Annotated in this window: 17 protein-coding genes; 9 read left to right on the top strand and 8 right to left on the bottom strand. The window is 43.8% G+C overall.

Features of this window, described 5'->3' with window-relative positions:
- Positions 1-782: 782 nt before the first annotated feature.
- The gene (locus tag KK060_RS20175) at positions 783-3,227 is read left to right on the top strand and encodes an ABC transporter permease (RefSeq protein ID WP_254155628.1); all 2,445 of its coding nucleotides are present in this window, start codon (positions 783-785) and stop codon (positions 3,225-3,227) included.
- A gap of 360 nt (positions 3,228-3,587) precedes the next feature.
- Here the strand turns inward: KK060_RS20175 and KK060_RS20170 are convergent, their stop codons facing one another.
- From KK060_RS20170 to KK060_RS20160, 3 genes are all read right to left on the bottom strand, one after another.
- Positions 3,588-4,016 (bottom strand): EthD family reductase, encoded by a 429-nt coding sequence (locus KK060_RS20170; protein ID WP_254155627.1) that lies wholly within the window; start codon positions 4,014-4,016, stop codon positions 3,588-3,590.
- A 575-nt stretch (positions 4,017-4,591) separates the two neighbouring features.
- The gene (locus tag KK060_RS20165; RefSeq protein ID WP_254155626.1) at positions 4,592-6,103 is read right to left on the bottom strand and encodes a sensor histidine kinase; all 1,512 of its coding nucleotides are present in this window, start codon (positions 6,101-6,103) and stop codon (positions 4,592-4,594) included.
- Between the two features lie 11 nt (positions 6,104-6,114).
- A complete protein-coding gene (locus KK060_RS20160; RefSeq protein WP_254155625.1) occupies positions 6,115-6,822 on the bottom strand; it encodes a response regulator transcription factor in 708 nt (235 codons plus the stop codon).
- A gap of 114 nt (positions 6,823-6,936) precedes the next feature.
- Here KK060_RS20160 and KK060_RS20155 point away from each other — a divergent pair, with 114 nt between their 5' ends.
- From KK060_RS20155 to KK060_RS20135, 5 genes are all read left to right on the top strand, one after another.
- Positions 6,937-8,232, top strand: a complete 1,296-nt coding sequence (locus tag KK060_RS20155; RefSeq protein WP_254155624.1) for a spondin domain-containing protein — start codon at positions 6,937-6,939, stop codon at positions 8,230-8,232.
- A gap of 83 nt (positions 8,233-8,315) precedes the next feature.
- The gene (locus KK060_RS20150) at positions 8,316-8,780 is read left to right on the top strand and encodes a YHS domain-containing (seleno)protein (protein WP_254155623.1); all 465 of its coding nucleotides are present in this window, start codon (positions 8,316-8,318) and stop codon (positions 8,778-8,780) included.
- Between the two features lie 20 nt (positions 8,781-8,800).
- Entirely contained in the window at positions 8,801-9,244 is a 444-nt protein-coding gene (locus KK060_RS20145; protein ID WP_254155622.1) for a YHS domain-containing (seleno)protein, read from the top strand.
- The gene (locus KK060_RS20140; protein ID WP_254155621.1) at positions 9,244-9,651 is read left to right on the top strand and encodes a DoxX family protein; all 408 of its coding nucleotides are present in this window, start codon (positions 9,244-9,246) and stop codon (positions 9,649-9,651) included. The genes KK060_RS20145 and KK060_RS20140 overlap by 1 nt, the downstream gene beginning before the upstream one ends.
- Positions 9,644-10,174, top strand: coding sequence for a hypothetical protein (locus KK060_RS20135; protein ID WP_254155620.1), 531 nt, complete (start codon positions 9,644-9,646; stop codon positions 10,172-10,174). The genes KK060_RS20140 and KK060_RS20135 overlap by 8 nt, the downstream gene beginning before the upstream one ends.
- 161 nt (positions 10,175-10,335) lie before the next feature.
- Here the strand turns inward: KK060_RS20135 and KK060_RS20130 are convergent, their stop codons facing one another.
- Positions 10,336-10,887: a hypothetical protein gene (locus tag KK060_RS20130; protein WP_254155619.1), complete on the bottom strand. Its 552-nt coding sequence runs from the start codon at positions 10,885-10,887 to the stop codon at positions 10,336-10,338.
- A gap of 229 nt (positions 10,888-11,116) precedes the next feature.
- On the opposite strand from KK060_RS20130, the gene KK060_RS20125 reads away from it, so the two are divergent.
- The gene (locus tag KK060_RS20125; protein WP_254155618.1) at positions 11,117-12,139 is read left to right on the top strand and encodes an LLM class flavin-dependent oxidoreductase; all 1,023 of its coding nucleotides are present in this window, start codon (positions 11,117-11,119) and stop codon (positions 12,137-12,139) included.
- Positions 12,140-12,285: 146 nt separating this feature from the next.
- On the opposite strand, the gene KK060_RS20120 is transcribed toward KK060_RS20125, so the two are convergent.
- From KK060_RS20120 to KK060_RS20105, 4 genes are all read right to left on the bottom strand, one after another.
- Complete coding sequence (locus KK060_RS20120) at positions 12,286-13,023, bottom strand: GntR family transcriptional regulator (protein ID WP_254155617.1); 738 nt, start codon at positions 13,021-13,023, stop codon at positions 12,286-12,288.
- Positions 13,024-13,264: 241 nt separating this feature from the next.
- Positions 13,265-14,014, bottom strand: coding sequence for a DUF3823 domain-containing protein (locus tag KK060_RS20115; protein WP_254155616.1), 750 nt, complete (start codon positions 14,012-14,014; stop codon positions 13,265-13,267).
- A gap of 23 nt (positions 14,015-14,037) precedes the next feature.
- A complete protein-coding gene (locus KK060_RS20110) occupies positions 14,038-16,005 on the bottom strand; it encodes a RagB/SusD family nutrient uptake outer membrane protein (RefSeq protein ID WP_254155615.1) in 1,968 nt (655 codons plus the stop codon).
- A 12-nt stretch (positions 16,006-16,017) separates the two neighbouring features.
- Positions 16,018-19,248 (bottom strand): SusC/RagA family TonB-linked outer membrane protein, encoded by a 3,231-nt coding sequence (locus KK060_RS20105; RefSeq protein ID WP_254155614.1) that lies wholly within the window; start codon positions 19,246-19,248, stop codon positions 16,018-16,020.
- A gap of 666 nt (positions 19,249-19,914) precedes the next feature.
- On the opposite strand from KK060_RS20105, the gene KK060_RS20100 reads away from it, so the two are divergent.
- Both KK060_RS20100 and KK060_RS25275 read left to right on the top strand, forming a co-directional pair.
- Positions 19,915-23,049 (top strand): GH92 family glycosyl hydrolase, encoded by a 3,135-nt coding sequence (locus KK060_RS20100; RefSeq protein ID WP_254155613.1) that lies wholly within the window; start codon positions 19,915-19,917, stop codon positions 23,047-23,049.
- 10 nt (positions 23,050-23,059) lie between these two features.
- Positions 23,060-25,615: glycoside hydrolase family 38 N-terminal domain-containing protein (locus KK060_RS25275; protein WP_254155612.1), on the top strand; the 2,556-nt coding region annotated here is incomplete at its 3' end.

Here is a 25,615-nt window from a genome sequence, read left to right as displayed (position 1 = left end):
TAGCATACACTTAGGATACTTCAAGTATGCTTATCCATTGTGTAAAAGAATGCCTATCCGGCATTTTTTAGGCTTTCTTATGAATAACAGACACACAATGGCATAAACCGGCACAAAAACTTCTGTTCGGCATACGTAACCTATTTGTGCTTCTATTAAACTGCTTGTGAAGTTTCATGGCTAACAAGAAGTTATGTTCTTCCAGAAGCCATAAATATTGGTTTAGTTATTTTTTTCCAGCACTAGCCGCGGCAATCCGTTTCAAACGTAACACTACTACAAAGGAATGTTTACGGTCTTGAATGATTACAAAAGAATTTATCAATACTCCCTTGAAATTGACGTATAAGATGACTTCTTATCAAGGGACAGGAAATGTAAAAGAATGGAGATTTAGTCTTGACCGCAGTTTTAGTTCAAACTTCTTCTAGTTGAGAAGTGTGGAATTAGTGGGGTCGTAGCTTCGGTCGCGCTTCGTTCACGTTTCATTCGGATTTTCCCTGCCTAAAAGATCTACCTGTTCATTTAACGATAGCACGGTGACAAGGGAAGCTTTCGTATGCCGCAGTAGTTGACAGAAGTCGAGGAAGAATAATCAACAACAGCAGGCGAATTTGTATGTATCATTTACTAAACTGAAGCATTGTTCGATTTCGGTTTGATTAATCCCATAAACGCACAGAACAACTCATCCTCCATGCCGAATCAGCAAATTTCTGATTGAAGTACCGTATGGCACTCTTCTTGCGAAGGTGCCATGAACGAAACCTAACCAAATCGTTATGTTCAGAAACTATATACGAGTTGCATGGCGCAATCTCTTCAGCAACAAAAGCTTTTCTACCATTAACGTGGTAGGACTTTCCATCGGGATGACATGCTGCCTGATCATTTTCCAATATGTTACTTTCGAAGCAGGTTTTGACAGATTCCATGATAAGAGAAATCAAATCTATAGGGTTTTACAAGCATGGGCCAGAGGGAGCGAAGATCCTGGTATGGGACACGCTTATACCGCCCAATCGCTTACTCCTGCATTGAAGGAAGGTGTGCCTGATATTACCCGTATAACAAGGTTGCATTCTGAAGATGCTCTTGTTACTAATCCTTTAAGTCCTGACAAAACATATGAAGAGAATCGAATCCTGTATGCAGATGAGGACTTTCTTGAAATGTTTTCTTTTCCAGCCGTTGAGGGCAATCCACCAATTCAGCTGTTGCGCGGAAACATTCTGATTACAGAGTCGGCTGCAAAGAAATACTTTGGTGAGACTGACCCAATAGGTCAAACTTTACAAATCGTGGGCAACATAGAGAAAACTTTTACTGTAGCAGGAGTTCTTCGCGAGGTTCCTAAAAATTCTCACTTGCAGTTCACCATGTTGCTGCCAATGGCAGATTTACTTAACGGTCCTGATTATTCAGCAGAGCCCGAGGGAGGCTGGAGTTGGAATAACTTCACTACTTACATTGAAGTTCACCCTGGAGCTGATCTGAAAACTCTAGAGAAGAAAATGACAGACGTTTTTTTAAAGCATCGCGGCGAAGTCATAAAACAGCAAGGTGGTAATGCTGTCATGCATGCCCAACCCCTATCAGACATCCATCTTAATTCGGAAATATCAGGTGCTGGAAGTATCCTTTCAGGAAGTTACAAAACGTTGTATTTCTTCCTGGTAATTGGCTTAATCACGTTAACAATCGCACTGGTAAACTATATAAATCTGGCAACAGCGCGGGCATTGAATCGCGCGAGAGAAGTGGGAGTAAGGAAAGTGGTAGGTGCAAAACGCGGGCAACTTGTGGTTCAGTTTCTTTATGAGTCAGCAATCACCAATATCAGCGCTGTGGTCATTGCTCTTGCGTTAACCGCAGCACTGCTTCCTACAGTCAATAGCATTGCTGAAACACAGCTGGAGATCAGTCAATGGCTAGAGCCTGGCTTTGTCATTGCTTTGGCTGGCACCCTATTATCGGGAACTTTACTTGCCGGGTTATACCCTGCATTTGTATTGTCTTCATTTCGTCCCGCATCTGTTCTTAAAGGAAGAACATCATACATGTCCTCTCATTTATGGCTTCGAAAAGGTTTAGTTGTCGTTCAGTTCATGACGTGCATTGTACTTGTTGGCGGAACCGGTGTTGTTTACAATCAATTGAATTATATGAGAACACTGGACCTTGGTCTTGACTTAGAACAAGTAGTCGCAGTAGGAGGACCTAGAATGATTGGTGAAGGCGTGAATCGCCCTTTGGTTATGCAAGCCTTTATAAACGAAATAAAAAAAATCGCAGGAGTGAAAGGAGCCGCGCTTTCATCGACTATACCGGGACAGGGTTTTAACTGGAATGGTGCCGCCATCAGAAAGTCTACTGATGACCCGGCAAAAGCCCTCCAGGGAGTAGTAACTTACATTGATTCTGCCTTTGCAGACCTCTATGAACTAAAGCTCGTAGCAGGAAAGGAATTCAGTGAGATGAGTGGGGCAGAGGCCGGAAATGAGCCTTGGATGGTGATGATCAACGAGACCGCTGCAAGAAATCTTGGATACCAAAATCCTTCTGAAGCAATCGACGAATCACTTAACATTGGTGGTAATGCAGCCAGCGTGGTTGGTGTCTACAAGGATTTTAAATGGTCATCAGCTCATGAGGCGCAGCAAAATATTGTCTTTGGAAGAACAAGTTCCGGGCGCTATGTGTCCATCAAACTTGCAACAAAAGATTTTTCTTCTGTGCTGGGCCAAATTCAATTGAGCTATGAAGCCCTGTTTCCGGGTAATGTTTTTTCCTATAACTTCGTCGACGATGTATTCGATCTGCAATACAGGAACGATCAACGCTTTGCAAAGCTGTTCAGCATATTTGCAGGTATGACTATCTTTATTGCTTGTCTTGGGTTGTTTGGACTTGTTGCTTTCACTGCGCAGCAGCGAACAAAAGAGATCGGGATGCGCAAAGTCCTTGGTGCTAGTGTAGGAAGCATCGTCCAACTTTTAAGCGTGGACTTTCTAAAGTTAGTAGCTATTGGTTTTGTGCTTGCTGTGCCTATCACCATTTATGCAATGAATCAATGGCTGTCAAACTTCGCGTATCGCACCAGCCTTGGTGTCGGTCTCTTTATTTTTTCAGGACTAATTGCCTTGATTATTGCAATTGCAACAGTTAGCTGGCAATCGTTGAAGGCTGCAACGGCGAATCCTGTCAAGAGCTTAAGAAGTGAATAAGGTTACCGTTAAATATAAAGGTGAGAAGTAGAGATAAACCCAATCGGTAGGAGGAGATTACAATAACCGGAGTTGTTATTGTTGACTGATACGCAAAAGTATATAAAATGAAATTTGATTTTAATTAACAACCGCAGAGTTTTCTTTGAGTTCTTTTGTTTATCGAATGTTTTTTAAGTTAGCTTTGAATCAATTTCAAAATTTCTTGTGTTACTTTTTCATCTTCGGTAACAGAAAGAAGCGTGAGCCATTAATAGAAAGCGGACCAAGAACAACACTAAATTTAAAAAAGCAAGTAGAAAATTAATCGCCCGGCAAACCCGGGCGATTAATTATATCATAGGGATCGCTGCATCCAAATTACCTAACGACCTCGCTTACTAGAATTACGGGAGTTATATTCGTATAATTCACGAAGTCCGCTCTTATCGCATCCCTGTTAGGAGCGATTGCCGATTGGTACTCATTGAGGTTCTTTACATAGAATGTACCGATTGCCATATAAGGTAATGGTTGATTGGGAATACCACTGGCGAGGCCTTTTTCAATCGTGTATCTCACCAAATTTGAGCCTAGATATTTTGCCACCATTGGCATGTGCTTCGTCTCATAATATTCCATGTCAAATGTTTTGCCTTCTGCAAAAGGGTACATAATGGATACTTTCACTAGTCCTTTTTCCGCCACAGCTGCGTCCTGCTTTTTAACCTTACGAGGTTGGGCCTCTTGACCAAATGCAGCAAGACATGAGGTTATTAAGAATAAAGATAGGATGATTCCTGATTTCATATGTGTTTATTTAGTTGATGAATTTAAGGACAAGATTCTAGATGAGCAACCACCTCCCTATTAATTGCTTGTCTTTGCCGACCGACAACCTCCAACACAGAGTTTATTTCCTAATGCAGTACCCTTGCTACAGTGTGTTCTTCAATGCGCGTGCATGTGTAGGCACAGGACAGGAGGGTTGTGAGAAAAAGAAAATTAAATCAAAGCTTAGGTTTCATGCTACCTTAAATGCGAGGGAAGCGGAGTAAGACCGGAAAGTGTCATCAATATACGTCCTTTGCATCATGCGATAAAATCAGTTCGAAAAATCAGTTTCCTAAAATTTTTATAGGAAGACCTCTTTTTACTAATCCAGGATTACATCAATTCATGTCACACGGAATGGAGCATGACATCACCGCCCTTGCCCATGTTGTATGTTCTTCACCAAGGTGTATCGTGAAAGTGGGGAATTGAAAAAAACAGACTTTAAGGACAATAACGAACAATCGCATGATTCAGCAACCAATGGTGAAAATTAATTTAACGCTAAATACTGCTTCCGAAGTAACACCAAAAATCGAATATTAAATAGGTTAGTAGGAGCGAAGGGCCAGCGAGCCGGAAGACCCTGTTTTCTCAGCAATTGGTAATACAAACAGGAAAACCGTACCATTTCCTGGTTCACTGCTTACTTCAATCACACACTGATGTAACTCCAGAATCTTCTTCACAATAGCAAGTCCAATCCCCATTCCTTTCTTCATTGTCTGATTCTTGTCGAGTTGCTTATAGCGCTCAAAAATATAAGATTGGTCTTCGAGCGCAATACCTATTCCTGTATCAGCCACCTCGATCCTTACAGTAGTGGCTGACTGTATTAACCTAATGGTTATGTTGCCATAGTCTGGCGTGAATTTGAAGGCGTTATCCAGAAGGTTCTGAAATACCCTTTCCGTAAGGGCAATGTCCGCGAATACGGGCTTCAGGTTGTTCGACGTTTCCAGGCGAAGATCAATAGAACGCTCGTTTGCTTTTAGCTGATAAGCGATTAGAATATCCGAGACCAACTCATCAAGGCGGAACGGCTCCTTCTGTGGTGTGATTACATTTGCCTCAAGCTTCGCATATTGAAAAAGCTGATCTACCAGTCCCGACAATTTCTTCGTTCCATCGTGCACCACCGCGAGATACTTGTCTCGCTCCACCGGCGAAAGTGCGTCTTTCTTCATCATCAGTGTTTCTACATAACCCCGCATAATCGACAACGGTGTGCGCAGGTCATGTGACACATTGGCGATAAGCTCCTGGCGAAACTTGTCCGTAGCTGTGATCTTCTCGATATTATCCACGATTACATCTGCCATTTCATTAAAGGTAGAAGTCAGCACGCCAAGATTCCCTTTGCCATATCCTTCAATCCTTGCAGAATGGTCTCCCTCTTTAAATCGCCTTACGGTACCTGCGATAGTACATATGCTGTCAGTGATCAGGAAGAAGGTAACAATACCCACCACAAAAGCAGCAAGCAAAGCCACAAAGAAAATGGTTGTGCTCAAGCGGGAATAAAAGTCGTCGTTAAGCGTGCTCAATATTTCACGTTGCTTTTCGCTTGATAAGACGGCATACACATAACCCACTAAAAGATTGTTTTCTAATACAGGGGCTACGGAGAAAATACTTGGCTCGCCAGGTTGTTTCGGATTATCACCTAAAGGATATACGCCATCTCGTATGGCAAGCCATTTCTTGACAGCAAGCATGTTTACATGATGTGCCTGCACGGTTGTATCAGGTACTACATAGTCGATTATGCACCCTGCAGTGTCGAGCAAGTATACTTCCACGCTGGGGTTAGCAACCATCGTAGCGTGAATGATGTCGTGCGTAACGGATGTATCAGGCTTGCCATTTTTAAAAGGGTGTGTAAATGTGGCTAGATGCCGGGCCAGGTCACCATAAAGCTGTTGGTGTGCAGTGGTGTAATATGTTTTGGAGAACCTTGAGGCAATAAGCACGAACGCTATGCCCAGTATAATGAGCAGGGTTGTGAATACCCCTGCGATTTTCCAGAACAGAAGATTGCCTCGTATTGTTTTAACAGACATATTTTGAGGTGTTAAAGGTCTTCATTAAACCTGTAGCCCACGCCCCAGGTCGTTAAAATGTACTTCGGATTGGCAACATCGCCTTCGATCTTGCTTCGCAGGCGGTTGATATGACTGTTTACCGTATGTTCATATCCTTCGAAATCATAACCCCAGATCAGGTTCAGCAAATTTTTGCGGCTATAGCTCTTGCCTGGGTTAGATGCCAGAAGCGTAATCAAATCGAATTCTTTTGGCGAAAGCTCGATACGAACATTATTCAACGTTACCTTTCTTTTATCCACGTCAATCTTCAAATCGCCATAACTTAATACCGATGCAGATGAAGCGCTCTCAACTATTTGGTGATCTTCGCTTCTTCGGAAGATGACTTTTACACGTGCAATGAATTCGCGGATACTGAAAGGCTTTGTAAGGTAGTCGTCAGCACCGGTTTCCAATCCCATCACTTTATCAATTTCCTCCGACCGGGCTGTCAGCATCATCACCGGCGTTTGCCGGTCTGTCTGTCTGATCTTCCGGCAAACCTCCATTCCGCTGAGCCCCGGCAGCATGAGATCGAGAATGATAAGGTCAAAGGGCTTACTTTTCGCAGCTGTAAGTCCTTGGTGTCCTGATGATGCTGTAGTCACCTCGCATCCGAGGTCATGAAGGTGGATCATGAGCAGCTCTACGATGGTGCTGTCATCCTCTACAATTAAAATCTGCTTGCTGGCCATGATACAAAATTGAACAAAAAAGAAATAAAGGGCTGTGATACTTTTGTTATAAATCCGCGATAACGTTGGGATACTGTTTCTGTTGTTTTGAGTCATTAAATGATACAAATACTCATGAAACAAAACATGTTGAAATCAATGGCAGTGCTGTTTACAGCACTTGCAATGGTATCGTGTAACGATGATGATGACGTTAAGACGCAGTCTGCCACCATCACAATCGAAAACGTCTTGGACAGCAAGCCACTGGTAGAATCTGGCACTTTTAAAGGTTCAAACACCCCACCAGTCATCTTGCCCGGGCAATCCGTGTCCTTCTCGTTCTCCGCAGCAAAGAACCAATACCTCACCTTTGCCACCATGTATGGTTGGAGTAACGATCTTTTCTTTGCCCCGGAGAATCCTGGTATTAAGTTGTACAACGACGATGGAACTCCAATCACTGGCGATGTATCATCACAGGTAAAGCTGTGGGACAACGGCACGCGTGTCAACCAAATTCCAAGCGCCGATGTAATGCATCCAGGCGCTGCAGAGGCTCCGGCGAAGAACATCAAAGAAGTAAGTGGCACCGATGACTACGGAAACACCTATTTACCAGCATCTCAGCTCATGAAACTGTCTTTGGTATATAATGGAAACTCTACGTTCACGCTCACGATCATGAATAACTCCGGCGGAACCAATAATGAAACACCATTCAGCCCAGGAGTTTGGGCCATCTCGTACGTAGCGGGAGGCAACTTGCTGTTGCCAGAGCCTATATATTCAAAAGACAAACCATCTGCCAATGGCCTGACTGATATCGCTGAAGCCGGCGATAACGCGGCGTTGAATGCATACCTTACAGGAATTACTGGCACATTTACACCGCTCTCACCGGTACTCGTAGTAGTATACAGAGGGTCTGAAAATCCCTTCTTTAGAACCGGAGAGAAAGACCGCGGTATGGGACTTAAAGAACTCGCGCAACAGGGCAATGCCGATGTGCTTGCTGCAGCCTTGAAAACCGCAGCAGGCGTGAAAGCTGTATACGTTCTGAAAGATATGAGCAATACCGTGTTATTGCCCAGGATCGATGGGGCTGCAGGAGGCAAGGTGTCTCAGCAACTTACTGTGGCGCATGGTGATCGCGTCGCATTGGCCACGATGTATGGTTTCTCCAACGATTGGTTCTTTGCCACCAGCGGCCAGGATCTTGACGCAACGCAGAAGGGCGACGTTTCTGCGATGATAGGCCTGTATGATAATGGTACTGCTGTTAACCAATATCCCGGCGCTGGTATTACGCAATTCAATCTGGCCGGTACACCGTTGGACGAAAGCAAGGTCATTGAAGCAGTGCCCAGTGCAAATGAGTTTACAACGCTGCCATCTGCGAGTAACATCATTAAAGTGACGCTGCATTAATAAGAAGAGCAAGGGGAATTTCCATTAATTCTCCTTGGTCGATTTCAAAATACAAACCATTTACGAATAAGATAACAGAACATATGAAAACTCTAGTGATCTTGGTAGCCTCAATCACATTGGTAGCGGGTAACCTTGCCGCACAATCTGTTGGGGTACGTCAAAAGCAATTCAATATCGAAAAAGGACTTGCTATTCAGGGGTATGACCCGGTCGCCTATTTTACATCCAATGATGCTGTAAAAGGTAAGAGCGACATAGTAGAAATGTACAACGGTGTATCATATCGGTTTGCGTCTGTGCAGAACCGAGATAAATTCAAAGCCGATCCAGCGAAATATGAGCCTCAGTATGGTGGCTGGTGTGCTTATGCGATGGGTGCTAAAGGCGAAAAGGTAGATGTAGATCCGGAAACGTTCAAGATAATCGATGGAAAGCTCTACCTGTTCTACAACAAATTCTTTAACAACACGCTAGACAGTTGGAATAAGAATGAGAATCACCTGAAAACAAATGCAGATCAAAACTGGGCAAAATTCATTCGCTGATTTCTTAACATTTACTGATTATGAAACATATTATCATACTCGCGGCGCTATGCATCGCAGCCGCTTATAATACACAGGCACAACGTGCTGAGATATTCTCAACCGAAGGTAAAGCCATTAAAGGTTATGATGCCGTTGCCTTTTTTACTGAAGGAAAAGCGATCCCTGGGGTTGACTCGCTTGCTCACTTCTACAAGGGCACCCGATGGCTCTTCTCATCGCGCAAAAATATGGATGCATTCAAGGCCAATGCTGAACAATACACACCTCAATATGGTGGATACTGTGCTTACGGTACAGCTAATGGCCATAAAGCTCCCACTGAAACAGATACCTGGACGGTTGTCGACGGTAAGCTGTATTTCAATTATAATCAAAAAGTAAAGGGCCTATGGATGAAAGAGCAATCACAACTCATACAAAAAGCAGATGAACAATGGCCTCTTATAAAAGATCGGAACTAATGATACGCAAACAAAAGAACATCGTATATTGGGGCTTAAGGCTGATAGCCTCTGCTATTATGCTTCAAACTTTGTTTTTCAAATTCAGTGGAGCGCCAGAGTCAATCTACATTTTTTCAACACTGGGCGTAGAACCTTGGGGACGTATCGTCACAGGCTTATTGGAATTGGTTGCCTCTATTCTGATCCTCATACCTGCCACCACAGCTTTCGGTTCCTTGCTGGGAGTCGGACTGATGGTCGGAGCAATATTTTCGCATCTTACAATATTAGGTATCGTAGTTCAGGATGATCATGGCCAGTTGTTCCTTTATGCATGCCTTGTCTTCACCAGTTGCCTGATTCTGCTTTACGTGCACAAGTGGCAACTTCCATTCATCAAATCCAAACGATCCCACAATGAATGATCGTATTGTCTATCCACTAATGAGATTGCTTGACCAGTTACAGCAACTCTTATCTTGTCTTGACGACGCTGCATACCGAAGTCCCGTTTCTGTACTTTCCAACGCATCCATTGGGCAGCATGTTCGGCATATCATTGAATTCTTTACAGCGCTCGAACATGGGTATGAAGGCGGATATGTTAATTATGACCTGCGAAAACGGAACAAACGCATCGAGGCAGATCGTATGTTTGCAATTGCCTCACTAACTCATATCGCCACAGGTTTAAACAAAGCTGACAAACCGTTATGGCTTGTTGCAAACTTCAATGATGAAATGGAACAACCGCATAATGTAGCAACAAATTACACGCGTGAGCTAGTTCATAACCTGGAACACGTTGTACATCATATGGCAATCCTGAGAATTGGGGTGCAGGCAGTTTCTGCTTTGAGTCTCCCTCAAGATTTTGGGGTTGCATCATCAACAATGCGACATAGAAAGTCCAGCTACGTTAAAATTGCAATCCATAGAATCGGATAAAACTTAATCTCACTGCTGGCGCACGCCTTTGGCGTGTGCCACTATTATACTATAAGTAAGATCCAACAACGACCAATGATTATAACGAAGTATTTATCTCACCCTCTATCAGGAGTCGCTATTCCCCGGAACGCTCATACAGATTAAGTCATAAGCATCAATTACACCACTATTTCCCTGCTCAAAACATTTCCCACCTCATCCTGTACAACCACATTGATTCTGTGAATCGTTTCCTTCTCCTTTCTAAACCTGTAATGCCACCATCCACAATCCTTAACAGTTTCCGCTTCTTCTATAATTGCGTTATCTTGTCCTAGAGCAACCACCTTTATCGCTTTCATCCGATAATCTTTCTTTATAGCACGCACCTTTACAACTAAAGTTGAATCTTCAGTAACAACATTTGTTTCTTCAATTACCGGCTTCCGCATATAATCAGAAAGCGCTGCAGTATAAGCATTGGGAAACTTCAGTTCCTTTGCCATCACCCAGTAATATGTCTTCTTTTCAGGAATCAGCATCATAGCCTTTGCATAGGCGGAAGCCTTTTTAAAGCGGTTCCGGTTCTCGCGTTGCAATGCACTTTCTTTCGTAGTCGGCTTCGACGTTCGGGCTACAATCGTTTTTCCCCTTAATTGCTTAAAAACGAATTTTCGACCAAACTTTCCACTCAAACCTTCAGTAAGATCATTTTCCCTTACATGTGCCATAGTGATAGTTTTTTTGGGAAAGGTAAACCCGACTTTTGACAAATAGTGTCAAAACCATCCGGTCAGCCCCAAACATCAAAAAAAGTATCACGAGTGCAGAACGAGTGCAGCAGGAGTGGAGAATACCAACCACCTTTTAAGCACAAATGCGAACATCTGCCGCATGAGGGAACTTATTGTGTGCCGGAAGGTTTTATCTTTGCATGGCTACTAACCCGGGAGGGGAGTTATGAAGAAAATCGGATTTTTGTCTTTTGGACATTGGGCTAATCGCCCAGGCTATCAAGCCCGTACAGCAAGTGATACATTACTTCAATCTATTGATCTGGCCGTTGCCTGCGAAGAGATGGGGTTAGACGGGGCATATTTTCGTGTGCATCATTTTGCAGCACAGTTAGCATCCCCATTTCCTTTATTGTCAGCCATCGGAGCAAAAACAAAAAAAATAGAGATCGGCACCGGGGTGATCGATATGCGCTATGAAAATCCGCTTTATATGGTAGAAGAAGCAGGAGCGGCTGATTTGATATCAGGAGGTAGACTGCAATTGGGGATTAGCAGAGGCTCGCCAGAACAGGTAATCGATGGATGGCGTTACTTCGGTTATGAACCTGCTAAAGGGGAAACTGATGCAGACATGGGACGTCGTAAAGCATTGGAGTTTTTGGAGAAGTTAAAAGGCGTTGGATTTGCAAAGCCCAACCCATTTCCTATGTTCCCCAACCCTCCGGGTTTATTACGATTAGAACCTCATTCAGAAGGATTGCTTGAACGAATCTGGTGGGGCGCAGCCTCAAATGCAACAGCGGTCTGGGCCGCAGAAAATGGAATGAATCTTCAAAGCTCAACATTGAAGTATGATGAAAGTGGTAAACCTTTCCACGTGCAGCAGGCCGAGCAAATCAGGTTGTACAAAGAAGCATGGAAAAAGGCAGGCCATCAGCGTGAGCCGAGAGTTTCAGTTAGTCGTTCTATTTTTGCGTTGGTGAATGATCAAGACAGGTATCTCTTTGGACAGGAAACCAATAGGAGAGATCAAATCGGTTTTATTGAGAGCGACAAGCGTGCTATTTTCGGAAGAAGCTATGCTGCGGAACCAGATCAACTCATTAAGGAATTGGCAGCAGACGAAGCGATTCAGGAAGCAGACACACTTCTTTTAACCATACCGAATACCCTAGGTGTTGATTACAATGTCCACGTACTTTCTTCAATCCTGAACTATGTAGCACCTGGATTAGGCTGGCGGTAATTTTTAGACCGCCACCTCTTAGGTTTACTCAGCGCTGAAAGCGAATTCGAGTATCGATGTAGATTCATAGCTCATTCCCTTGTCTATTACAACACCAAATAAAGAAACTTCGGATGAGTAGTGAATTGATAGAACGGATTCAATAACTAAGTTGACTTTCTTTCGCTTTCGACGGTATACACAAAACTGTCTCCGCGATAGTAGCCATAATTGAACTCTATAGGATGTTTATTCTCATCGTATACCAAGCGCTTCCTAAACAATACAGGGTCATCCGATGCAATGTTCAATTTTTTGCAAATATGTGATGGCGCTTTTATTGCAGTCAACTCCTCATATGAGAGCGATGCTTTAACACTGTACTTTTCGTCAAGAATTTCATAAAGTGGTTTACTGAAATCCTCGTTTCCACTCATCCCAATTGAGGGGTTGAAATAGGAAATAAAGTAGACAAACGGAAAATTCTCTTTACCTCGCAACCTTTCAAGGCATAAAACCCGACTTTCCGGTTTTAAATCAAAAAAAGAAAGCACTGCTTTTTCGGGAACGACCCAACTAAGGTGCAATTCGAAATTATGAACAGAAATCCCCAGGGCCTTCATCTCCTGCGAAAAGCTCAACCAGTTCTTTGCTCTTCCAAATACGCCCTTTGTCGAAACAGTAGTTCCAAAGCCCTTTTTTCGAGACAAAATACCTTCGTTCACTAGTTTAGCAATGGCATGCCGAAGTGTATTTCTGGAGATGCGAAGTTGTGCTGAAAGTTCAACTTCGTTTGGTAGCAGTTTCCCTTCCTGATATTCTTTTTTCTTAATGAGCTCTCTTAAAAGCATTTCTGCTTGTATGTGCAGTGGAGTTGAGCTATTGTGATCTATTTGTATTTTCACTATGTAACAAAGAATTTGAAAGATTTAAGCCAATTTTAACGATTTGAATGGCCAAAGTTACAAAAATGTTTCAGTTAGATATTTATTCAAATGTCCACGGAAAGAACAAGGGTAAAGCAAACTGAAGCGTTTGCCGAATACAAGGTTTAAATAGGAGTCAGTTGTAAGATTACGTTATTTAACAATAAGGATATTCCCGAAGATCTTCTGATACTTCGGGAATATATTAAATGCATTTACTTTAATTTGTAGTTATCTCCTTAACGGTGGAATAATTGTACACATTAGTACTGTTTACCTGTTTATCAATTCTGGCGCCCACTCTCAGAAAATACTTTCTTGCGTAATCAGGGAAGGTTCTTTGTGAGCCGGTGCCAATTCCACCAGGCCACCCAGTGGTAATGGAAACAGTACCACCCAATGCCGGTAAAGTTGCACCAGTTAACCTGGTAGAGTAATTGGGGCTATAGCTGAAATCGCCCACGTATTGTGTTTCGCTGACAAATAACCAGACTTCGGCCAGTGCTTGTTGATAGTCAGGGTGGTTCGTGCCGCGACTGATTTGAACCTGGATGGTTGCTGTGCCGTCGTTATTAATCACGGGTTCGCCAACCCATTCTACACGCAGAAAGGGATCAACTTCATAGTTTTTCTCAACTGTGCCTGAAATCTCAATAACTTCCTCAGGCAATGCTACAAAAGCTCCTGAAGGTGTAACACCGTAGTTGCCTTTGAAAACTTTATTGTTATTAAACCGGCCATCCATCATCACATACAAGTCGTATGGCGCTGGAGTTTCACTCCAACTGTATTCCATCATCCTGATACGAACACCAGTGCCACCAATTGCCGTTTGGAATGGCTCGCCGGTTTCTGCATCTATGATAGCACCTTTAAAGGTTGCATCGGGACCGGGATAATTATCTTCTTCGCATGCAGCGAAACCTGCAATGAGCAAAAATGAAATTACTATATGTTTAATGCTTTTCATATTTAATGAATGTTTGCAATTGATTAAAAGCCAGGGTTTGGTATCATGTTTGGGTTCTTATTTCGTTCTGCAGGAGGGATTGGTTGGTAGTAGTACCGTGTATCGAATGTGAACAGGTACTGGAATCCACCGCGTGGTTCCTGGAATTTAACCGACAGGAAATATTTCTTTGCCTCAGATGAATAGAACGTATTGAGAATTCTCCAACGCCTGTTATTCTGTTCGTCGTCAAGTATTCTCCAGCGTTTTAGGTCCCAATAAGTTTTGTTTTCAAAGGCAAGCTCCTTGCGTCGCTCCCGGCGAACGATATCAATATTATTCAGATCTGCTTCGCCGATAAGTAAGTCAGCTCCGGCACGTTCGCGGATACTATTGATGTTTGTGTACGCTATGTTGAGATAGCTGTCTCCCGATTCTCCTGCCAGAAATAATTCAAACGCAGCTTCTGCCTGATTCAACAGCACTTCGGCATAACGAATCTCAATCCATGCTTGTGTGGAGTTGCTTCCATCTGTGGGACCACTCTCTCTTAAATATTTGGCAAGATAAGTGCCGCCGGTATTTCCAAAGTCCCATTGGGTTACGGGCCCGTTCTTGCCGGCTGCTTTCATTGTTGCGCCATTAGGATCGTCTGGCTTTAAGTTTACAGTAGGATTGTTGCTTAACGATGTTGCAAGGGTAAGGCTAGTCTCTCCAAGGTCTGCCACATTCCCAACATTCCCTTCACTTTTTAATTGTGCAATGCCTCCACTTGCATCTCCTGTATAGATCCCACGACGAATCTCGATGACCTGACCTCGGTATACGTCCATTGGGAAGATCACTGTTCCACGTAAGCGTGGTTCTGCGTTAGCAAAAGCGTCAAGAGGAGAGTTGAACAAGTAATAGTGCCCGTTGTTATCAATGTTGTCAAAGCGCCCGTTCTCATCTTTGGCAATGCCGTCAAACATTTCGATAAAATCCATAGAAGGGCTAATCTCAGAGTCATTGCCACCTGTTTTGGTTTGGTATGGTTGTGCCGACTCGTCAAAGTTGTGGGCGCTGTTAATTCCGTCGTAGTACTTTACGAAGATGTTCTCATTTGACTCTGTGAGGAACAGCGCCCTGAAGTTTCTGGCTTGAGCTGCTTTATCGCCGGCTACCCACTGCGCTTTGTAAAGTGCATATTTGCCTGATTGGACCACCATTTTCGCTGCATCGAAGCCTGCTTTAAAATAATCATTCGCCCGACCTGCAGGCACGCCTACAACTTGTACATCTGTTCCGTTCTGATTCTGCGATAGTGTTATGGTATTGTATTTTGCAATACTTCCGGCGTGAAGCATAGCTCTCGATTTGAATGCTGCGGCAACATATTTATTGACACGTCCTCTTTGCGGAGAATTTTCGGGCAGGTTCTCGATCGCATAGTCGAGATCCGATGCAATTTGATCCCATATTGATTCTTCTGACGAACGGAAAAGACGCGTTCCCGCCATGTCAACTGATGCGGGATAATCGATGGTGGTTGTTATCAGCGGCACGCCTCCATATCGTTTCACCAGCGCATAATAAGTAAAGGCCCTGCAAAAACGCGCTTCACCAAGGAATGTCTTCATGGATGGTTCACCCAGTTGAACGGCATAGTCAGGAAGTTTTTCAAGCATCATGTTGATGTCCCTGATTTGAGCATAGGCCTCATCCCAATAAGGAGCTCCCTCATTGTCGGCGCCTTGTGTATCACGGCCCACGGCTTCACCGGTAAGCGCAGAGAATTGTTTGTATAAAGCGCCTCCAACATTAAAAACGGATCCCGACGGTTGAGCATAGTAATATTTAAAATCCTCTATGGGAAGCCTACTATAGATTCTGGCCATATTACTGAGTACGCCATCGTTGCTGCCGTAGATATCGGCTTCGCCCACCACGTTTACAGGTGGAATGTCGAGATCTGTACAAGCCGAAAAAGTAGCGGTCAAACTTATAGCTAATAATATTTTTCTCAGTTTCATAAATCGTGAGATTTAAAATTTCGCGTTTATACCAATTGAATACGATTTGTTAAGGGGGTAATTATATCCCAGATCGGTAAGACCTGATTTAGAGGTATCGTTGTTCGTGTAGAACTCAGGGTCTAAATAGCGCAGCTTCGTGAACGTAAGCAGATTATAGGAATTTCCGTAGATCCTCACGTTCTGCAGGCCAATGCTGCTAAGGATCTTATTCGGTAGCGTGTAACCAATCTCTATGCTCTTGAGGCGGAGGTAAGCTGCGTTCTGGATATTAAAATCAGAAGTTTGGTCGGGCGATGTTCCTGTGAATGCATATGCGCCGGATGTCCATTGTGTCGCCGGATCATAGGGATCTGCATTCACATCTGTAGGATGCCAGCGGTTGTAGAAGTCAGCAAGTGCGTTGCTGTTAGACCAAAGCGGTTGATACAAAAATTCTCTCGCAATCATATACCTTTTGCCGGCACCCTGCCAAAGCATGTTGAGATCGATACCTTTCCATTGTGCACTGAGGGTGACACCATAATTGATCAATGGAAGATGCCCATTGGTCGCCAGGGGGTGAACGTCAAGATCGCTGATGTAGCCATCACCGTTCCAATCCTGATATTCATAATCACCGAGTATTGAGTTTCGAGCGATATAAATTGGATTATAATAGATCTCGTCCCAGCTTGTTATACGACCGTTACCCGCATAGCCCCACCAGATGTTATTGAATCGCTGATTGCGGCCATTGCGCCAGTTTTGGTAGGAGTTACCTGGCCTGGCCATTTCAGCGTATATTGTTTTGACACGCGTATAAGAAATGTTACCTCTGACCTGGTAAGTAATTTCTCCGACACGATTTTCATGACGTAATTCTATTTCAAAACCACGGTTTTGGTCGCTTTCAAGATTTTCTTGTGGTAGCACTGCTCCGACTATGCCGGGTAAGCTTTCAGCACGTGTTGCATAAAGGCCCTCTCTATCTCTATTGAAATACTCGAACGAAATGCCTAAGAGGCCATTCCATGCATCTGCATCTATCCCAATATTTGTAGTTTTTGATTCAAGCCATGTGATGGCGGTATTAGGCAAGCCAGTGCTGCTCGATGAAGGAACGAATGAGCTTCCGAAGATGTAACCTGCAGGAAGGCCAGTGCGGCTCCCCCCAGGAGCAGGATATTGGAAACCTGTAGCAAACTGATATGTCAGGCCGCTGTCATCGCCGGTGATACCATAAGATGCGCGGAGTTTCATGTTATTGATGAAACTGAGAGAAGAATTTGTCCAGAAGTTCTCTTCTGAAATTCTCCAACCTGTGGACACAGCTGGGAAAAAACCCCAGCGATTGGCTTCCGGATATCTTGAATTCCCTTCATAACGGTAAGAGAATTCAGCCAAGTATTTTCCCTTGAAGTTATACATTGCGCGGCCTACCGACGCGCGATTCGCATAGTCATATAGTGCTCCTCTGTCAGTAGATTGGAGCATTTCCTGCCTGTCGGTGATCCCCGCAAATATTTGAGGCAAGGGAAGTACTGCAAAACGACGACCATAAAAGTTGTCACCCTGATAATGTGCGTTTTCCAAAAGGTTCATCACGTTGATGTAGTGATCGCCGAACTGACGCTCAAATGCAATCTGCAAGCGCCACAAGCTTGAATTTTTTGAATAGAAAAAGCGGGATATCCTGCTGTTGCCTGCCGCCTGTGTATTCGCCATTTGAAGATCGCCATTCGGTTTATAGAGCGTGAAAGCTTTCGTATACTCTTTGTTATCGTTCATTGTATAATCATAGCTAAACAGTCCGCTCAAGGAAAGGCCATTCAAAAACGGAGCGTCGTACTTAAGACTGATATTGGATTGCAACCATCTGCTTTGGTACTTATTCTCACCAACCAGGTGCTTATCCATCATGGCAACAGGATTTAAGATTACATTCCAGTCCATCATGCCATACTTACTTTCACTCTCGTTGTAATAGATCTGATCAATTGGGCGATGAAGCCACATGGCCCTTACGATGTCGTTTGAGCCATAAGGTGCCTGTTGCCGTTCATCCGAAAGCCCTGCAAGGTTCAGGTCAAACGTCAAGTCCTTTCTCACTTTCGCGGAGATGTTACTACGGAAATTATATTTTTTATAATTGATGGCGTCCGTCTGAAGGAAGCTGCCCTGATATTGGTAACCAACACTGGTATAATAGGTGATCTTATCATTACCACCAGTAGCACTTAAATTATGCTGCGTCTGGGGAGCACTTGCACGAAGGACAGCGTCTCTCCAATCGGTTGATACTTTTGTTCCGTTCCGATATTCTTCAATTTGCTCTGGAGTATACTTCAACAATGGATTGCTGTTGTCGACGTTATGCCTGTCCCTTTCATTATAGAGAGTCATCCATTGCGCAGCATCTACAAGATTGGGATAATTAGAAGGTCGTTGCCAACCCATGTTGCCAGAATAGGTAATGCTAGGCTCGCCTGTCCTTGTTCCTTTTTTGGTTGTGATCAGGATCACACCGTTCGCAGCACGTGCCCCGAAAGTGGCTGCTGTAGCATCTTTTACCACCGAGATACTCTCGATATCTTCCGGATCCAAACGCTGCATATTATCGCGTGGTATTCCATCTATCACAACAAGCGGATTCCCGAACCCACGAATATCAATGCTGCTATTAAACTGACCAGGTTCGGCGTTGTTCTGACGAACGCGAAGACCAGCGACCTTGCCCGTGAGCATGTTCTGCACGTTTTCATTTTTCGTGGTTACAATTTCCTTGCTCTGTACCTGGGTTACCGCTCCTGTCACATTTTCCCTCGCTTGCGTACCATAAGCTACAACAACCACCTCTCCGAGTTGTTGGATATCTGCAGTCATAGCAATATCAATCACCGATCTTGCATTCACCTGAACCTCCTGAGATGTATAACCAATGAAGGAAAAAACCAGCACCGCATCAGGTTGGGGGAGTGGTAATGTATATCTGCCGTCTGCGTCAGTAGTGGTTCCACGGCTTGATCCCTTAATTACTACGCTCACGCCCGGTAATCCAGATCCATCATCAGCTGATGTCACTGTTCCGGTTATTGTAATTTCCTGCGGGTTTATGTCTGCGATCGGAAGAAATTCATGTGCAACGATTTTCTTATTAACCTCGCTTCCAAAGGTTGGCGCGACAAGAAAGCATTGAATAATCATTCCCCATATGGAATGCTTTATTAGTTCTTTTAACAATGGGTTGTGTTGGTGTGGCATATCATTAATGGTTAGAGAAAGCTTGTGTCTTTGTTTCCGTTAAGCATGTAGTTTTTAATGCTTTGGCGTGTTGGCGCACCAGCGAATGGTTTTTTTGATTATCGTTTTTTCTCATAGGCGTTTGGTTTTGTTTAAGTATCGATTCAATTATTCAACTAGACTATTCAGTTAAAGACACCGCATTTCTGCTATCGCTTACAGCCTATCAACATCTGAAAACAGGAGATGGGTGTGTTAAAGCACCATCTCCCTCTTTCATTTTTCATACATCTGTGTCTGGTATCTCTCCTTAATATATACTAAGTATGTGTGATATCTTGATATATGTTCATACATGTGGCAATATATAAAATAATCGATTTAGTCTTATAAAACATAATTCAAACGATTGATTTTTTACTTACTACAATTTCTTAATCTTGAAATTATAAAATAAGTATGTATAAATATCGTAATAAGTATGAACATATTTCATTTTATATGAACATTTTCATATAATTGACGAAAATATGGGATTGAGGCAGCAGATTGGATAAAAACCACTAATCGTCCGACGTGTAATCCGGGATGGTTAAACCGGCCAAGGTCCTTAAGAGTAAACTCATTGATTGACCGTAACTATACTTCTTAGCAGCGAAATGCCTAGAGGTTAAATAATTTAAGCCTATGAACAGACTCCTTTTTTTATTTTTATCCGTTTTAGCAATTGACCGAATATCGGCCCAGGATATCTGGAGTATAGGTAAGAATGATAATTCATCTGCTGACCTGGCTTTGGGACCGGCAGAGTACAAAAAGTTTCTAAGCAAAGATTTCGGCTTCGAAGATCGATTCTTCTTGGTTGGTCGATCTAATGCCGCCTCTGATTTTCCTTATGTTTTGCCAGGCCCTGATGATACCTGGGGAGGAACGTGGGGCACGTCCGGTTGGCGCACGCATGAAATCAACATCCTGTTTGCGTTAAAGTCTTTGCCTGCAAATGGTAAATGGAAGCTTGTTATTGATCTCATTGATAGTCGCCCTACAAGATCAGTGATGAAAGTTGGTATCAATGACCAGCAGTATGAAAAATTCTTACTAAAAGGAGTTTCAGATGAATCATTGACCAATGGTGGTTCTGCTAAAGGAGAAAAGATTCTGGAAATACCATTACGTGATGGCGTTATTCTGAAAGATGGTAATGCCATTAACATTACTGTGCTTGAAGGTTCATGGGTTGTATTTGATCACGTACGCCTCGAAGGTCCTGCTGGAGCCACATTGGCACTGGATAATGAGGTATTCATCCGCAGTGTTAAACCTGCTGCTTATGAACTTAAGTCAGGAAAGAAAAACGTCCAACCATTGCTCGTAGATGCTGAGCACCTGAGCGGAAACCCGAAGATTGAAGTCCAATTAGACGGTAAGTCTATCTATCAAACCACACTTGACTCTGCCCGATATCAACTGGAAGTTCCAATGCCAGCGGTTGCAAAAGCTAAGAACAGTAACTATCGCATCATTGTAAACGACAAAGAGCTGCAAGCTGGAACAATCAAAAGATCACCCGCGCCATTGCAATTACTCGCGGACTATGTAGATACGCGAATCGGTACAGCGCACTCTCGTTGGATGATCGCGCCTGGCCCATGGATGCCGTTCAGTATGGTGAAACTCAGTCCTGACAATCAGAACATGGGTTGGCAGGCAGGATACCAGCCTACCTTCGAGACGATCGGTACTTTCAGTCACATTCACGAATGGACTATGGCCGGTCTTGGTATGATGCCAACCAATGGCGAATTGCAAACCAAAGTAGGAGATGAGTTTAATCCGCATTCAGGTTATCGGTCACGGATCGATAAGTCAACAGAAGAAGCACCGCTGGGTTACTACAAAGTATACATGACAGACACGCGTATCTGGGCAGAAGTTACGGCAACAGAGCGAGCAGGCTTTCAACGATACACATTTCCAAAAGATCAGGATGGTCGTGTGATGATCGACTTGCATGTGCAGGCGGAATACGACTACAAGTTGTTGGATGTTGAGATCAAAAAAGTAAATGACTATCGCATCGAAGGAAGAAGTCACCAAATCTCACCACGGCCTACAGTATGGAGTAATGATGCGGACCAGGAATACACTGTACACTTTGTGATCGAGTTTGATCAACCTATTAAGAAGATCGGAGGCTGGCTGAATGGTGAAATTGTGGACATCGGTAAACTTCAAGGTAAAAACTTGAAAGAGGCTGGCGCATTTGTTGAGTTTGACACAAAAAAGTCTGCGGTTGTGCAGGCACGCTCAGGTATCTCTTTAATTAGCATAGTGAATGCAGGAGAAAATCTCGAGAAAGAAATTTCGAAGCCTTTTGGATGGAGTTATGATGCAGTGGTGGTTAATCAAAAGAAAGTATGGAACAACTACTTATCGCGCATCAATATCACATCTGATAACCGCCTTGAGAAGGTGCGTTTCTATACAAACTTTTTCCGTTCACTCTGTCGCAACACATGGAGTGATGTGAATGGCGAATGGATCGCAGCTGATGAAACAAAGCACAAGTTTACTAACCCCGATCATCTTGCATTAGGTTGTGATGCATTTTGGAATACATTCTGGAACCTGAATCAATTCTGGAATCTCGTTACACCGGAGTGGTCATCGAAGTGGGTGAACTCTCAGCTTGCCATGTATGATGTGAATGGATGGTTGGCAAAAGGTCCTGCTGGCATGGAGTACATTCCCGTAATGGTGGCCGAGCATGAAATACCGCTCATCGTATCGGCATATCAAATGGGTATCCGTGATTTCGACAAAGAGAAAGCCTTTCAGGCAATGAAGAAAATGCAAACTACACCTGCAGGCCCTGTAGCAGGTGGCTTTGCTGGTAACCGTGATTTGGTACCGTACATGAAGTACAAATATGTGCCCCATGATCTTGGCCGATTCTCGAACACACTTGAATATTCTTATGATGACTGGACGCTTTCGCAGTTCGCGAAAGCAATTGGCAAGGAAGATGACTACAAGGTGTTTGCCGAACGTGGTGAATGGTGGCGCAACGCCTTCAATCCAAAAAATGGTTATGCACAACTCCGCGATAGCAAAGGAGAATTTACCGAACCATTTGATCCATTCCAATCCGGTCGCAATGAAGAGTATGTTGAAGGTAACTCATGGCAGCTTAGCTTCTTTGTTCCGCAAGATGTTCCGGCAATGGCCGACATGATTGGCCGCAAGACTTTTATTGATCGCCTTAACTGGGGCTTTGTTGCCAGCGAGCCTTGGCGTTACAACGCTCCAAACGATCAGTACTGGGACTATCCTGTTGTACAGGGCAATCAACAGTCCATGCATTTCGCGTTCTTGTTTAACTGGGTCGATCATCCGTGGCTCACCCAGAAGTGGAGCCGTTCCATCCTTGAAGAATATTATGGCGGAGGGTCAGCTAACGCATATCTTGGTGATGAAGATCAGGGCCAGATGAGTTCTTGGTTTGTTATGGCATCCATTGGTCTCTTTCAGACTGACGGTGGATGCAGTGTTAATCCTGTGTATGAAATAGCGAGTCCGTTATATCAGGAGATAGTTATTGATCTTGGTGGTCGTTATGGCAGGGGCAAACAATTCGTGATTGAAGCAAAGAATGCCTCACGCAATAATAAGTATGTACAGTCAGCAACACTCAATGGCAAGACATTAAATTCTTTCAAATTTCCTGCTAGCGAACTGTTGAAAGGTGGCAAACTCACGCTCGTGATGGGCGACAAGCCAAATATTCAGTGGGGTATTAAAAGTAACACAGAGAAGAAATAGAAAGAGCGTGGTGATCAGGAGGATTTTGACAGTTGCATGCATCATCGTATCTGTGCTGGTTCCGCTAGTCACAGCATCCGCGCAGCAGATTGAGGTGTATACACCTATTCCGGCAGAGACAATTAAAGTCGAATCAAGTAGCGAGTATCCTGGCTTTGCAGATGAGGAGACCATCAACGGAAGCGGTATGAAAGGTCATGGCCACATTGCTCACAACCTCGGAAAAACAATGTGGCTTTCACAGGTGTCAGAAACGTCAGTCCAAGCTCGCCCGCAAACCCGTGAAGGTGTCGTGTGGCTCTTGTGTTCTTTCGACAGAGAGAGAAAACCCGACTTTGTTGAGATTTGGAATCACAATCAGCATGATCATACGAAACGTGGTCTGCGGAAAGTTTATCTGCAGTATTCCCGAGATGGTCAGACATGGCAGACTTTAAAAGATGGTGATCGGGATTACTTTATCCTTCCGGAATCAAAAGGAAAAAAAGAAGAGCCCGCAGATTTTCATCTTGATCTTTCCGGAATAAGCTTCAAATATTTCTGTATTACCGCAGATAAAGAGGAAGGAAATTATTATCACGATGGCTCGCCTCATGTAGTAGAAGACGCCAAATGGAAAAATCAGAACATCAATTACTATGGATTGAGTGAGATCCGGTTTTACGAAAAGACGAAACGTAAATTGAGCAACATAGCCAAGATTGATGATGTTTCGTTCATCCCAACACAAGGTTATCGTAAGACATCGGAAGGACCGCGAAGAGAGTATAAATTAAAATTTGGAAATCCGCTGTTTGATGGAGGCACCATTGAGCTGAGTTTTAATGGCAAAAAAATAACGGAAAAGATTCCAGCCTCCAAAATGGGCTTGTACGAATTCACTGCACTATTTCCGCCAGGCCTGGTGGAAGAAGCAGTGCAAGTGGACATAGTATTCAAAAGTCGTCAGGGAACGGTGAATAAGAATTTGGTGATGGAAGGTGCACGAAAGTGGGAAGTGTACTTCCTTCCGCATTCACATCTCGACATTGGCTACACGCATCGCCACGAAGATGTAATGAATCTTCAATTGAGAAACATCGATAGAGCTTTAATGCTGGCAGAGCGTACGAAAGACTATCCGGAAGGAGCGAAGTTTAAGTGGAACGTGGAAACCATGTGGCCGGTGAATGAATACCTTGAACGTTACAAAAACTCAGCACAAGTCGAAGCATTTAAGGCAGCAGTGAAAGATGGCCGGATTTCGTTAAACGCTTCTATCGGAAATATTCTTACGGGACTTTGCAAGCAGGAAGAGATCACGCATTTGTTTGATGATGCGCACCGCGTTGGTAATGAATTAGGAGTAGACATTCGTTCCGTCATGCTTTCTGATGTTCCCGGTGTATCCTGGGGAATGGTAACAGCGATGGCCGAAAATGGGATGAAGTATTTGTCTCTAGCGCCCAACTACGTTCCGCATCTGGAGACTGGCGGCAGTCGTGTCGGTTTGGCAAATAAGGAGTGGGGCGACTATCCGTTCTACTGGGCATCGCCATCAGGCGAAGAGAAAGTATTGTGTTGGTCAACCGGAAGAGGCTACTCATATTTTCACGATTGGCTCGCGGGGAAACTTTCATCAAGTGGTCTTGATCCGATCTGGGAATATCTGAATACACTGGAGGTAAAAGAATTTCCTTACAACTTCTCTTATTTACGCTACACGGTCAATGGTGACAACGGTCCTCCGGATACAGATATGCCCGACATGATCCGCAAGTGGAACCAAGAATATGAATATCCGAAGTTTTACATAGGTACAACAGAAGAATTGTTCACACGTTTTGAACAAACGTACGGAGACAAACTCCCCACATTCAAAGGCGACTTCACGCCATACTGGGAAGACGGTGCTGCATCAAGTGCAGAGGAGTTATCAATGAACCGGTACAATGCCGAGCGTCTCAACCAACTTGAGGTGTTGTGGTCGATCGTAAATCCGAAAGGATATGCAGCAGAAAGTTTCTACAAAGCCTGGCGTAATGTAGCGTTATTCTCAGAGCATACCTGGGGCGCTTCAGCCAGCGGTCCTGATCCTGATTCGGAATTCACCCGTGCTTTATGGAAACAGAAGCAAGCTTTCGCTCTTCGCGCTGATTCTATTACAAAACAGATTACTCAAGCGTTTAATAAAAGCATCAAAGCAAATGAGCAGGGCCAATTCATTCAGGTCTTTAACACAAACCTCTGGCCCCGAACAGAAGTAGTAACCTTTTCAACCTCGCAAGGTCTTAATGGAAAGATGCTTGTGGATGAAAACAATCATGAGGTAAATATTCAGAAGACGGGAGAGCATACGTGGTCGTTTATCGCATCGGAGGTGCAGCCTTTATCCTCTAAAGTGTATCGCATCATAACACCGAAGAGGGCCACATCTCAGCGCACGTTTGTCTTCAAAGAAAACACAATTTCAAACGGAATCATTTCAGTAACAGTTGATCCTCAAAACGGAGCTATCACCTCTTTGACAGATGAAAAAGGGTTCAACTATGCTGCAGGAAAAGGTCTGAATGAATATATCTACACA

This window comes from Chryseosolibacter indicum (genome assembly GCF_018598585.1).
GTDB classification, from domain to species: Bacteria; Bacteroidota; Bacteroidia; order Cytophagales; family Cyclobacteriaceae; genus Chryseosolibacter; species Chryseosolibacter indicus.
The sequence above is the reverse complement of the archived record's forward strand: the minus strand, read 5'-3'. Positions and strand labels throughout refer to the sequence as shown.

Coding starts and splice junctions, on each gene's coding strand:
- KK060_RS20100 (WP_254155613.1), top strand. CDS start 19,915: ATGAACAGACTCCTTTTTTTATTTTTATCCGTTTTAGCAATTGACCGA.
- KK060_RS20170 (WP_254155627.1), bottom strand. CDS start 4,016: ATGAAATCAGGAATCATCCTATCTTTATTCTTAATAACCTCATGTCTT.
- KK060_RS20125 (WP_254155618.1), top strand. CDS start 11,117: ATGAAGAAAATCGGATTTTTGTCTTTTGGACATTGGGCTAATCGCCCA.
- KK060_RS20105 (WP_254155614.1), bottom strand. CDS start 19,248: ATGCCACACCAACACAACCCATTGTTAAAAGAACTAATAAAGCATTCC.
- KK060_RS20160 (WP_254155625.1), bottom strand. CDS start 6,822: ATGGCCAGCAAGCAGATTTTAATTGTAGAGGATGACAGCACCATCGTA.
- KK060_RS20115 (WP_254155616.1), bottom strand. CDS start 14,014: ATGAAAAGCATTAAACATATAGTAATTTCATTTTTGCTCATTGCAGGT.
- KK060_RS20155 (WP_254155624.1), top strand. CDS start 6,937: ATGAAACAAAACATGTTGAAATCAATGGCAGTGCTGTTTACAGCACTT.
- KK060_RS20145 (WP_254155622.1), top strand. CDS start 8,801: ATGAAACATATTATCATACTCGCGGCGCTATGCATCGCAGCCGCTTAT.
- KK060_RS20135 (WP_254155620.1), top strand. CDS start 9,644: ATGAATGATCGTATTGTCTATCCACTAATGAGATTGCTTGACCAGTTA.
- KK060_RS20110 (WP_254155615.1), bottom strand. CDS start 16,005: ATGAAACTGAGAAAAATATTATTAGCTATAAGTTTGACCGCTACTTTT.
- KK060_RS20130 (WP_254155619.1), bottom strand. CDS start 10,887: ATGGCACATGTAAGGGAAAATGATCTTACTGAAGGTTTGAGTGGAAAG.
- KK060_RS20165 (WP_254155626.1), bottom strand. CDS start 6,103: ATGTCTGTTAAAACAATACGAGGCAATCTTCTGTTCTGGAAAATCGCA.
- KK060_RS20140 (WP_254155621.1), top strand. CDS start 9,244: ATGATACGCAAACAAAAGAACATCGTATATTGGGGCTTAAGGCTGATA.
- KK060_RS20150 (WP_254155623.1), top strand. CDS start 8,316: ATGAAAACTCTAGTGATCTTGGTAGCCTCAATCACATTGGTAGCGGGT.
- KK060_RS20175 (WP_254155628.1), top strand. CDS start 783: ATGTTCAGAAACTATATACGAGTTGCATGGCGCAATCTCTTCAGCAAC.